Here is an 11,586-nt window from a genome sequence, read left to right as displayed (position 1 = left end):
GCTCGAGGCCTCTGCAACCCTGTCGGGCAACGAGAGTTTCGGACTGCGCATGGCCGAGTCGCGCCGCTTGTCCGAACTTGGGGCGGTGGGAATGCTGATCCGCGACCAGGCGACGGTGCGCGACTCGCTTGACGTGCTGATGCGCTACCAGGCAGTGCTCAACGATGTGCTGTCGTTGACGATCGAGGAAAGCGCCGGGGTGGTCATTATTCGCAAGGCGGTAATTACTGGAGGTACGCATCGGCCCACGCGCCAAAGGGTTGAGCTGGCGCTAGGGGTGATGGTGCGCTTGATACACCAGCTCCTCGGGGCCGACTGGCAGCCGCGGCGCGTGTGCTTCGAGCACTCTGCACCGCGTGACGTTAATACGCATTTGCGGTTATTTGGCCCTTGCGTCGAGTTTGACTATGACTTCAACTGCATCGTCTGCGCGAAGGCCGATCTCGATGCACGCAACCCGTCAGCGGATCCGGCGATGGTGCGCTATGCGCAGCAGTTGATAGACGCGTCGCCCAAGTCGCATGAGGCGACACTGTTTGAGGATGTACGGCGCACGATCCTGCTGCTGCTGCCCAGCGGGCGTTGCAGCATCGAACAGGTGGCCGGGCACCTGGGCGTGGTGTGCCGCACGGTCCAGCGTCGGCTGGCGAAACAGGGGCAGAGCTTCTCGTCGGTCGTCAACGAGATCCGCAAGGAACTCGCCACGCGTCATGTCATCGGGAGCGACCGTCCGTTGACCGAAGTGGCGGCCCTACTCGGCTTTTCCGCCCCGAGCGGATTCTCACACTGGTATCACGCGCAATTCGGTTGCAACGCCAAGGAGAGCCGGGCCACACGCGGCACCGAGCGCCGGTAGCACCTTCGGAGGCGACAGGAGCATAACCAGCGCTGGTGCGACAAATTCGGCACCGGCTTCTCGCATTGCGTCAAGGCTGCTCGTCGCAAAGTTTTTCGCGCTGGTACGTGACACAGTTTGGCTGTACTGCCAAGAAGTTGCGCGCATTAGTAACCTGTACCCAACGTCAAGGAGTCTGCAGGTTGCCCGCAGACTCCTTGAAGATATGCTCAACGGCCGTTTCGGGAAAAGCCGGTATGCCATTCCACTGCTTTCAGCCACAACTCAGCAGACGAATGGACGATACGTTGAACCCTCAGCCCGTTTTGCGCAGAAAGCCCTGGGTGCCGCCGTTTCGATTGGGGGCAAAGCCGTTCGCCTCCAGGGTTTCCTCGGCCGTGTCATAAAACACACCGATCCTGCAGATTTCACGCGCTTCCTTGGCAGTTGCGATAGGACGACCGAACTCGCGCGAAATGCGTACCAGTTGCTCGATCTGAGACACGCTACTGGCCTTACCGTTACGGTGCTGGTTCCAAACCCCGTCTTCAATGCCGCAGCGCACATGCAAGCCCATGGCGATACCCATCATGTTCACCGGCAGCACGTTGCGTTGATTGCTTTCCACAGTCAACATGGCTCCATCTGGCACGTCACGAACGATGTTGGCCAGGCTATAGATACTAGGCTTGTCAAAACCACCACTGAGTGCCACCCAATTCATCACCAGCGGGCCCTTATAAACACCGCGGCGCATCAGCCGTTCCACCGTCTCGAAGCTGTTAATGTTGTAGCATTGAAAGGCGCTTTGGATACCCGCCTTGCTAAGACGGCGAATATGCTCCTCCACCCAACCTGGGCCTGAGGGGACGATCATTTCCTTGTATGCGTTGAAGTAGGCTGGCACCCCCCGTGAAAGACCCGCGTAGTCTGCGTCTTCGGCGTGCTCGGTCACATTCATCAATGTCGTGTTGACGGTAACCGTTACCTGGTCCGGTGCAGGTTCCAGATCGGCCAGCATATGGCGGGTGTCGTCGCTCAGCCACTTGGCTGCTTCACCTTCGCCTTCGGGAGCAAAGCTGATGGACCCGCCCACCTGGATGATCATCTCGGGTACGGCCTTACGCACGCCGGCAATCAGTTCATTAAACTTTGACAGGCGCTTGCTGCCCTTCCCGTCCAGTTCGCGCACGTGCAGATGCAGTATTGTTGCACCGGCATTATAGCAATCCACAGCTTTCTGGATTTGTTCCTCCATGGTGATGGGAATATCCTCAGGGAAGTCAGAAGGCAAATAACCAGGCGCATACGGTGCGGCCGTGATAACTAGAGGTTGCTGGTTTTCGGGATACAGATGGCCGTCAAGAAAGTTCACAGTGAGTCTCCGGTTAAAAAGGAGCTCGACGGACTTCGCCAGCGAAGCTGGCGTGGCAGCGCAATGCAGTGCCGCAACTAAAATCGCAATCTTCGAGACAATTGGATTAAAGCTTTCTGCAAACGGCAACTGCTGGGACCGGCGAAATCTGAGAGCACCTTTACTGTACGTCGAGTCGCAGAAAAGCCATTTGCCATAGCACGGTGCTCACTTATCATTTCGCGCCAGAATCGACCACCGGCTTATGCACATGCTGGTTGCCACCGCTTCTGAAAACAAAGGCTGTCCGCGCCGACTGGATTTTGAGCCAGGGTGGAGGCCGGTCCGAGAAAGCGGCGGCTGTGGACACATGTATGGGGCGCTGACCAGTTGCGCAGTCACTCTGCGGCAAAAGCCGAGATTCCCGAACTCGCCCAGGTGAAACACATATTTGTCAAAGCGGCTGCGCGCGTGAATAACCGCGCCGAGAATAGCCACCAGCCGACTCGCAGACGCGAACGCCAGATGTGCGGCTTTCGCGATGCGCGTCGCACTCAGGCGTTTCTCTCAAGCTTCGGCCTGATCCGTCAGCACTTCGCGTTGCCCAGACATCAGATGAACGCGGCATGTCATCGCGCCATACTCAAGGAACGCCTCGCCAGCTGGCATGGCTGGAGCGTCAATGTCGCAGTCGAGGAAGCTATCTGATAAGGATAACTATGTTTTGGCTAGCCATACAGACTACGCTCGTCAACTTGATAAAGCCACGCTGGCCCATACAACTGGGCAATTTGCACTGGGAATACGGATGATGGGTGCCTCTGCTGACTTCGGGATCCTCTATCCAACCTGCTCGATCCACCGCTACGGCACGTGCGCCGCCCTTCGACGTATTTCACCTCTACTGGCTATCTGCGAGGAATCGCGGTGGGCGGGAGACGTTCGCCATTTCGTCGTGAATCTTGTACCGCCGCCATCGCGAGCCACGCGCGCAAGGGTGTTGTGCAAGCACATTGATCACTCTGGCAGTCCGGCTTGCCATTTTGATGAAAGCACTCGAAAAACTGTGCATCCACGCTGCTATCGGCTGACGTCCGACTTTGGGAAACTCTACTCATCATTCAGTCCACCGAGGAGCAATCCCCATGCTGTCCCGCCTTCCCCAAACTGTCTATCTGAGCGCCGACGACGTCATCCGCCTTGTGCGGCGAGTCGGCCTCCCGAACTGCATCGCGGGCGTCGCTGAACGTATCGAGCGCGACTTCCTGCGATGGTCCGAATTCGACAAGAGCGCACGCGTCGCCTGCCATTCCCGCGACGGCGTGATCGAACTGATGCCGATCGCCGACTCCCGCGAGTTCGCGTTCAAGTACGTCAATGGCCATCCGAAGAATACGCGCGCCGGCCTGCCCACGGTGATGGCGTTCGGGGTACTCGCGGACGTCGATACGGGTGCACCGCGCTTGCTGTCCGAGCTCACGCTGACGACCGCGATCCGCACGGCCGCGATGTCGGCCGTTGCGGCCCGTACTCTTGCCCGGCCCGAATGCCGCGTGATGGCGCTGATCGGCAATGGCGCACAAAGCGAATTTCAGGCCATCGCATTCCGCGACCTCGTGGGCATCCACACGGTGCGTCTCTATGACGTCGATCCCTCGGCGACTGCCAAGCTTGTCGCCAACCTCGTGGATCAGCGTCTGGATGTGGTGGTCTGCAACAGCGCGGCGGAGGCGACTCAAGGCGCCGATATCGTGACGACCGTCACAGCGGACAAGACCAATGCCACGATCCTGACGCCCGACATGATTGGGCCAGGCATGCACATCAACGCCGTCGGAGGCGACTGCCCGGGCAAGACCGAATTGCATGCGGACATCCTCACGCGCAGCAACGTGTTCGTCGAATACGAACCGCAGACGCGTATCGAAGGCGACATCCAGCAGATGGCCCCCGACTTCCCGGTGACCGAACTGTGGCAGGTGCTGTCTGCGAAAGCGCCCGGACGCAAGGATGCAGCCGAGATCACCGTGTTCGATTCTGTCGGCTTCGCGCTGGAGGATTATTCGGCGCTGACGTTTATCCGCGACACGGCGGCAAAACTCGGCATCGGCGATATCGTGCAGTTGATTCCCGAGCCGGCCGACCCCAAGAATCTGTTCGGTGTGCTTGGCATTGAAGCTACTGACGCGAAGCTCGAAGCGTTTGCCTGATGCGCGAGAAGAGCGGCCGCCTTCGTGCGGCCGTTGCATACCGGACCTCACCGGAAGCTCTTTAGCAGAATGCTTGTTTCGGTGTGCCGGATGCCCTTGATAAGACGCACACGTTCCAGCACCTTCGACAGTTCCGCGGGTGAGCTTGCTCTCAGTTCGGCCCAAAGATCCCAGCGCCCGTTGGTGTCGTGCAGTGCGACGGCAGCAGGTTCGCCAAGCAGGCTCGCGACGACCTCGTGCGTCTGGTTGCCCTCCACCTGCACGCCCATCCACGCGCGGATATGATCGGGTTCCGCCTCGGGCCGCAATTTGATCGTGTAGCCGACGATCACCTGCTCGTCTTCGAGCCGGCGCAGGCGGTGGGTCACCGTGCCGCGTGCAACGCCGAGTTTTGCCGCCAGCGTGGCGACGCTCATGCGCGCATCCGCACGCATGAGCGCAATTAGTTTTTTGTCCGTATCGTCCATATTACTCATAGGGCGGGCGGACAACGCCTGTGACGTCGTCCACCGGTCCCGTTCTCAGTCGTTCAGATAGCGTTCAGCAAGCAGCGCCCAGTAGGCGCCGCCGACGACGATGTTGTCGTCATTGAAGTCGTAGCCCGGGTTGTGCACCATGCAGCCGCCCTCGCCCGCACCGTTGCCGATCAGCAGATAGCTGCCCGGACAGTGTTCAAGCATGACCGCGAAGTCTTCGCTGCCGGTGAGCGCCGCGCCTTGCGGCGTGACGTTATCCGGGCCGGCGAGTTCGATCCCCACCTGTCGTGCAAACTCCGTTTCGTATGCGGAATTGACGAGCACCGGATAGTCGCGCTTGTACGTAATTTCTGCGCGCACGCCGAAGCTTTCCGCCTGTGCACTGACCAGGCTGCGAATGCGCGATTCGAGCAGATCGCGCACGTCGCGGTCGAGCGCGCGCACGCTTAGTTCGAGTCTTGCGCTGTCGGGAATCACGTTGTTCGCGCTGCCGGCAACGAGTGCGCCTACGGTCACCACGGCAGTCTGCTGCGGATCGACGTTGCGCGAGACAATGGACTGCAACGCCATCACGATGCTTGCGGCTGCCACGACAGGATCGGCCGCGCGATGAGGCATTGCGCCATGACCGCCCTGGCCGGTGAGGACGATCGTCACGTCGTCGCTCGACGCCATCGTGGGGCCTGCGCGGAACACCAGATGACCTTGCGCGATGCCCGGCATGTTGTGCATCGCGAATACCGCGTCGCACGGAAAGCGCTCGAATAGACCTTCTTCGATCATGATCTTTGCGCCGCCCGGATGTTCCTCGGCCGGCTGAAAGATCAGATGCAGCGTGCCGGAGAAATTGCCTTCCGTGGCGAGGTAGTGCGCGGCGGCCATCAGCATGGCGGTGTGGCCATCGTGGCCGCAAGCGTGCATGACGCCCTCATGCACGCTTTGCCAGGGCCGGCCGGTAGCCTCGTGAATCGGCAACGCGTCGAGGTCGGCGCGCAGACCGAGACGCCGACGCCCGTTGCCGCGCTTGAGCGTGGCGACGATGCCGGTCTGCGCAATCCCACGGGTCACCTCATAGCCGTACGCGGCAAGCTGTTCGGCTATCACGTCGGAGGTTCTCGTCTCCGCAAGGCCGAGTTCCGGATGTCGATGAAGATCGCGACGCAGGTCGATGAAACGGGAGGCGTGCACACGCAGCGCCTCCATCAGTGGATGAGTCATGTGTGCAGTTCCTGTGGAGCCGGAGGCTGAGACCGCTTGGGGAAATTGCGATGTTCGCGGCGTGCCGAATCGCACCACGCCATGGCCCACCAGCGGCCTCAGGGATCAGAATGCGAGCGGCATGCGCGCGCGCAGCTCGATCGCCTCACCCGCAGCGAGACACAGGTCCTCGCGGAACGCGCTGGAGACAATCTGCACGCCGACCGGTACACCGTCATGCACACCCGTCGGCACGCTCAGGCCGGGGAAATTGAGCGCGGCGACCAGCTTGAGCGGCAACTGCGCATCGAGAATGCGCGACATCGTTTCCGGTCCTTCCTGATCCATGCCCCACCGCAACGGCATTTCAAGCGAGGTCGGCATCAGCACGAGCGGATACTGCTCGAAGAACGCGTTCCACTTGCGACGCAGACGGTCGCGGCGGGCCAGGCCCTGGACGTACCGTGCGAGCGTCACGCCGGAGTCGAAGCGGGCGAGCATGCCGTGCAACGCCTGACGCGCGCCTTCGTCGCCGTACTCTTCAACGGTCTGGGCGAAACCGGTCGAAATTTCCGTCATGGCGACCGTCATCCAGATATCGAAGCCTTCGCGCATCTCCGGCGGCGCGACGCGTTCGACCACGTAGCCTGCATCGGTGAGCCAGCGCGCGGATTGGTGCAACGCCTCGCGTACCTGCGCATCGATCGGCAGTCCTTCAATTTCGTCGACCAGCGCGACCTTGATCGGACCGTTGGTGGCAGGTCCGGTGAGCGGCGCGGGCACCCAGTTCGGATCGCGGCTGTCCGCTGCGGACATCGCCGCGAGACTCAGGCGCAGATCGCGCACCGATCGCGCAATCGGACCTTGCACCGCATAGAACTGCGCGGCGAACGTGCGCAGCTCGCCGGAACTGGGCGTGAATGAAGGAATGCGCCCGGCGGTCGGGCGCAAGCCCGCAACGCCGCAAGCGTAAGCCGGATAGCGGACGGAACCCGCCAGATCGTTGCCGTGCGCGACCGGGCACATGCCTGCCGCAACCGCTGCCGATGCACCACCGGACGAACCGCCCGGCGTGATGTCCTCGCGCCACGGGTTCAGGGTGCGGCCATGCAGGGCGTTGTCGGTGAACCAGCGCATCGAAAACGCGGGCGTATTGGTCCGGCCCACGATAACCGCGCCCGCCTCCAGCAGATTCGATACGACCGGGCTGTGCGATTGCGCGATCAGGTCGCGCTTGGCGACGACCCCATGCGTGGTCGGCTCGCCGATGACGTCGACGTTGCATTTAACCGTGACAGGTACGCCGTGCAGTACGCCCAGCGGGGCGCCCGCGGCGCGTTGCGCGTCGGCCTCATCGGCGGCGCGCAACGCGGTTTCGCGATGGATGTGCGTGAGCGCGTTGATGCGCGGATTTTCGGCTTCGATACGCGCGAGGCAGCTCGTTACCGCCTCGCGGCTCGAGATCGCGCCTTGTGCGATTGCTTCTGCGATCTGCCAGGCTTCCCAGCGCCAGAGGTCGGTCGGTAAAGTCGTCTGGGTGATTCCGGATTGCATGCTTCCCATCTTGAGTTCCTCGAAAGTACGCAAGCCCGACGTCCATTGACGTCGGGCTTGCCGGCAAAAGCGCGCCGGCGGCGGCTTAAAACAGATGACGCATGCCGATGCGCGACACAACCTGCCGGTTGGTCGACGACGGCGCAGTCAGCGCGATCGAGGCAACCGTGCCCGCGCCGGTCGCCTTCTGTGCGTCCAGGTCGATATAGACATCGGTGCGCTTCGAGAGCAGGTAATCGATGCCCGCAGTGGCCGTGTACCAGCGCGATGACTCGAAGCGGTCGAATGACACCTTGGCCGCCAGCACCAGAGCGGGCCACACATGCCAGTCGCCGCCCAGATGCAGCACCTGGTCGGTGGCGGTGTGCCCTGCCAGTTTCAAGTGCGTGTTGGTGTACAGTGCCGCGGCGCTCCAGGCGCCGTAGGCGTAGGTCGCACCGACGCCGAGAATGCGCTGGTTGTCGGCCACGAGTATGGTGGTCGGCGTGACGGGCTGACCCAGCACGCTTGGCGCGCCGCTCAGACCGGCGAAGATGGGTGCCTTGTCGATATCGGTCAGCACGGCGCCTGCAGCGAATCCGCCATACGTGTACTGGATATTCGCGCTGATGGCGCGGCCAATATTGGTCGAAGCGGTGCCCGCGTTCTGGCCGAACCCATACATGAACCCGCCCTTGAAGCCCGCGAAGGTAGCGCTCGTGAACTGCACCGTATTGTTCAGACGTTCGCCGGACACGCGGTCGAAATCCGCGTTCTGAACGCCGTAGAGGCCACAGTTCAGGCAGGGCAGATAGTGTTCCAGCAGGACGGTGTAGTCATACTGCCGCCCCATTGAGATTTCCCCGATCGACTTGTCGCCGAGGCCCACATAGGCCTGCTTGCCGAACATCAGGCCGCCCTGGCCGAGCGCACCGGTGTTCGCCGAGAAGCCGTTTTCAAGCTTGAAGAAAGCGCGCATGCCGCCGCCCAGATCTTCCGAGCCGAGAAAGCCAAGCGAGTTGGACTTGTTGACGCCGTCCTGCATTTTCACGAGTGAGTGGCCGCCGTAGTTGTTCACGTAGGTCACACCGTTGTCGATGCTGCCGAACAGCGTCACCGACGATTGCCCCCAGGCGGTAGCGGTCATGACGGGAAGCAGCAGCGTGGCTGCGATAAGGCGTTTCACGAGGGAGGTCTCCATGGTGGTTGAAGCGGTCGATCGAAATCGTCGGCGCGAGGCCGCCCCGGCCGGCCGGCATGTCGGCCGGCAACCTTGTGTACGAGCGAGGTGGAATGAAAAGCGGACGGCGGCGGCGAGCCGCTCAGGCGTGCAGGCTGGCTTCTTGTGCGGCCGATTCGCGTTGCGTCATGACCAGCACGCCGAGGGTGCCGAGCACGACGCTGGCGGCGATATACCAGGCGGGCGCGAGACGGTCGCCGGTGACCTTCGTGAGCCACGTGTTGATCAGCGGAGCGAGACCGCCGAAACACATGGCGCCGAGGTTGTAGACGATCGCCATGCCGGTTGAGCGGATCTGGACCGGGAACGCTTCTGCGAGCGCCGCAGCCGAGGGCCCCCAGAAAAAGCTCATCAGGAACGCCAACACCAGTTCAAAGCGGATCAGGCTGACCGCACCCGGCGCGTTCACGAGCGACGCGAGCAGCGGATAGGCGAGGACGCCATACAGCAGCATCGCGGGCACCATCACGCGTCGGCGGCCAATGCGGTCCGACAAATAGCCCGTGAGCGGAGACATCAGAAGCAGCACCACCGCGCCGACCAGCATGCCGAGCTGTCCCGTGCCGGCGTCGAGTCCGAGCGCACCGCTGGCGAAGATCGGTATGTAGATCAACCCGACATAGGCGGAGGTCGTGCAGACCGCCACGATGCCAAGCGTCGCAAGAAGCTCGCGTGGATAGCGGCGCACAATATCGACGAGCGACAGACGCTCCTGCGGTGTGCGGCGCTTCTGGTTGATGAACGCAACGAACTCCGGCGATTCGTCGACACGCGAACGGATGTAGTAGCCGACCGGACCGATGAGCGCACCGAACAGGAACGGCAGCCGCCAACCCCATTGCTGGAGCGATAGAGGCGTCAGGTTATGCAGCAGCAGAAACGCAACCGCGCCTCCGAGCGCGAACGACAGCGCCTGTGAACACGCCTGGAAGCTGCCAATCAGATTGCGTTGACCTCGCGGCGAATATTCGAGCAGCATGGCGGTCGCGCTGGCAAATTCGCCGCCCGCCGAGAAACCCTGCAGCATCCGGGCGCCGACGATCATCACCGAGGCGGCGATACCGATCGTCGCGTACGAAGGGGTGAGACCGATCAGAAGCGTGCCGGCCGACATCATCAGGATGATCGCTGAAAGGGCGGCCTTGCGGCCCGCGCGGTCCGCGTACATGCCGAGCAGCACGCCACCCACCGGCCTCACGAGGAACGCGATTCCGAAGGATGCGAACGCAACCATCAGCGTCGCCGCACCGCTTTGGGGCGGAAACATGAGGCGCGAAATGATGAGGGAAAAGCTGCTGAAAATGCCGAAGTCAAACCACTCCAGCCCGTTGCCGATCGCCGACGACACAATCGCACGGCGGCGCGCGCTCGGTGCGATGGTCGGTGCGGAAGGTGTTTCTTGCGTTGTCATTGGCGCCTCGTGACATGAAACCGAAAGCCGGAACCCGGTGGGAACCAGTGTCACGATCGTAAAGTGACCGGGCGGTCGGTCATAGCCAACGAAACAATTCGGTGTAAGGTTTTACTTTACACGGGGGCCATCGGCGTTCAGTCCCCTTCGATGAACTCGACCGAGTTCATCATTCGTCTGATGGACGGTTCGTTGCTGTCACGACAGGCTTTGGCGGCCTCGAGAATGCATTCGACCATCAACTGCGCGGCAACGCTTGGTGTATCGCCACGCCGCATGACGAGGCTGGTTGTCATGTCGGGGAGCTCGTCCTGAATCGGCAACGCCGTCATCCGCGTGCGCATGAGCGGTGATTCAACCAATGGCCACGGGCATACGGTCAACATGTCGCTGCCTTCCATCATGGCGATCGAAATCAGCGTGGAGCGTGCGTAATGCACCTGATTGGGCGACAGCGCGAGCCCGTGGCGAGCGAGCATGGCACTGTGCCTTTGCTCGTGCATGTCTTCGCGCATGGTCATGACCCAGCTTTGATCGGCGAGATCGCGCAGCGAGGTGCACCTGGCAAGCGGATGCCCGACGCGGCCGATAATGGCGAGTCCACAGGAAAACAGGTCGCGCGAGGCGAAGTTCGCGCTTTGATTCTTCGGCGGGGGCAGACCGATTGCAAAGTCGAGCGTGCCATCGCGCAGGGCCGCGTGAGACGCGCCAATGGCTTCCGAGAAGTCCAGACGCACGCCGGAGCGCATGCGCTGAAAGTCGGCCAGTGCGCGCGGCAAGATGGTTTGCGATATCCATGGCGTCGCGCCGATCGTGACTGCGCCGCCCTTCAATCCGCGAATCTGTTCGATTTCCTCCTCGGCGCGATCAATCTGCGCAAGGATGAGGCGCGCGTGCGCGAGCAGCCGCCGGCCAGCATAGGTCAACGCCACGCCTTGTGGCTGGCGTGTGAACAGAGGCGCGCCCGTGTGGCGTTCCAGCTCGCGCAACGCAAGGCTCACGGCCGTTGCGGAGAGTCCGAGCTGCTCGGCAGCCGCACGCATGCTGCCTTTTTCTGCGATGTGGGTAAAGCACCTTAAATGCTGGATCTTCATGGAAATTCAAAGCCTGACTGGCGCCATTGCCGTCAGCATGATAGCGAGAACACGCACCGCCCGCTGCAAACACACGTGGAGCGCATCAATGCACCATGAGTCTTCGGGTTGGGTTTCGCCACATTTATTGATCCGATCGCAACTCGCATCAACAGTAGTAATTGAGGCTACGACTTTGATAATCATATAGTCGGCCTCGTGCCGTTCCGGTAGGACGGCTGGCGTAGAGTCAGGTT

The 11,586-nt window shown here is 61.8% G+C and carries 10 protein-coding genes and 1 pseudogene; 3 read left to right on the top strand and 8 right to left on the bottom strand.

Annotated features, from left to right (window positions below; genetic code table 11):
- Nucleotides 1–856: AraC family transcriptional regulator ligand-binding domain-containing protein (locus EYW47_RS25280; RefSeq protein ID WP_133197712.1), on the top strand; the 856-nt coding region annotated here is incomplete at its 5' end.
- A 295-nt stretch (nt 857–1,151) separates the two neighbouring features.
- Here the strand turns inward: EYW47_RS25280 and EYW47_RS25275 are convergent.
- Nucleotides 1,152–2,210, bottom strand: a complete 1,059-nt coding sequence (locus tag EYW47_RS25275) for a beta-keto acid cleavage family enzyme (protein ID WP_133197578.1) — start codon at nt 2,208–2,210, stop codon at nt 1,152–1,154.
- 363 nt (nt 2,211–2,573) lie between these two features.
- Here EYW47_RS25275 and EYW47_RS25270 point away from each other — a divergent pair.
- Both EYW47_RS25270 and EYW47_RS25265 read left to right on the top strand, forming a co-directional pair.
- A pseudogene (locus EYW47_RS25270) lies at nt 2,574–2,897 on the top strand (IS6 family transposase); the annotation flags it as partial.
- A 437-nt stretch (nt 2,898–3,334) separates the two neighbouring features.
- Entirely contained in the window at nt 3,335–4,399 is a 1,065-nt protein-coding gene (locus EYW47_RS25265) for an ornithine cyclodeaminase (protein ID WP_133197577.1), read from the top strand.
- A 47-nt stretch (nt 4,400–4,446) separates the two neighbouring features.
- Here EYW47_RS25265 and EYW47_RS25260 read toward each other — a convergent pair whose 3' ends face one another.
- The 7 genes from EYW47_RS25260 to EYW47_RS41405 form a co-directional block, all read right to left on the bottom strand.
- Nucleotides 4,447–4,866, bottom strand: coding sequence for an Lrp/AsnC family transcriptional regulator (locus tag EYW47_RS25260; RefSeq protein WP_133197576.1), 420 nt, complete (start codon nt 4,864–4,866; stop codon nt 4,447–4,449).
- Between the two features lie 54 nt (nt 4,867–4,920).
- The gene (locus EYW47_RS25255) at nt 4,921–6,093 is read right to left on the bottom strand and encodes a M20 aminoacylase family protein (protein ID WP_133197575.1); all 1,173 of its coding nucleotides are present in this window, start codon (nt 6,091–6,093) and stop codon (nt 4,921–4,923) included.
- Between the two features lie 105 nt (nt 6,094–6,198).
- Complete coding sequence (locus tag EYW47_RS25250) at nt 6,199–7,626, bottom strand: amidase family protein (protein WP_133197574.1); 1,428 nt, start codon at nt 7,624–7,626, stop codon at nt 6,199–6,201.
- Between the two features lie 85 nt (nt 7,627–7,711).
- A complete protein-coding gene (locus EYW47_RS25245) occupies nt 7,712–8,791 on the bottom strand; it encodes a porin (protein ID WP_165976672.1) in 1,080 nt (359 codons plus the stop codon).
- A 136-nt stretch (nt 8,792–8,927) separates the two neighbouring features.
- Complete coding sequence (locus tag EYW47_RS25240; protein ID WP_133197572.1) at nt 8,928–10,256, bottom strand: MFS transporter; 1,329 nt, start codon at nt 10,254–10,256, stop codon at nt 8,928–8,930.
- Nucleotides 10,257–10,393: 137 nt separating this feature from the next.
- Nucleotides 10,394–11,350 carry a LysR family transcriptional regulator gene (locus EYW47_RS25235; RefSeq protein WP_133197571.1) on the bottom strand — a complete coding sequence of 319 codons (957 nt, stop codon included), beginning with the start codon at nt 11,348–11,350 and terminating at the stop codon, nt 10,394–10,396.
- A 6-nt stretch (nt 11,351–11,356) separates the two neighbouring features.
- Nucleotides 11,357–11,586 (bottom strand): hypothetical protein (locus tag EYW47_RS41405; RefSeq protein ID WP_205710154.1); only part of this gene is annotated, 230 nt, incomplete at its 5' end.

The sequence above is a fragment of the Paraburkholderia silviterrae genome (genome assembly GCF_004353915.1).
In the GTDB taxonomy this organism is placed as follows: Bacteria; Pseudomonadota; Gammaproteobacteria; order Burkholderiales; family Burkholderiaceae; genus Paraburkholderia; species Paraburkholderia silviterrae.
The sequence above is the reverse complement of the archived record's forward strand: the minus strand, read 5'-3'. Positions and strand labels throughout refer to the sequence as shown.

Coding starts and splice junctions, on each gene's coding strand:
- EYW47_RS25255 (WP_133197575.1), bottom strand. CDS start 6,093: ATGACTCATCCACTGATGGAGGCGCTGCGTGTGCACGCCTCCCGTTTC.
- EYW47_RS25260 (WP_133197576.1), bottom strand. CDS start 4,866: ATGGACGATACGGACAAAAAACTAATTGCGCTCATGCGTGCGGATGCG.
- EYW47_RS25250 (WP_133197574.1), bottom strand. CDS start 7,626: ATGCAATCCGGAATCACCCAGACGACTTTACCGACCGACCTCTGGCGC.
- EYW47_RS25265 (WP_133197577.1), top strand. CDS start 3,335: ATGCTGTCCCGCCTTCCCCAAACTGTCTATCTGAGCGCCGACGACGTC.
- EYW47_RS25235 (WP_133197571.1), bottom strand. CDS start 11,350: ATGAAGATCCAGCATTTAAGGTGCTTTACCCACATCGCAGAAAAAGGC.
- EYW47_RS25240 (WP_133197572.1), bottom strand. CDS start 10,256: ATGACAACGCAAGAAACACCTTCCGCACCGACCATCGCACCGAGCGCG.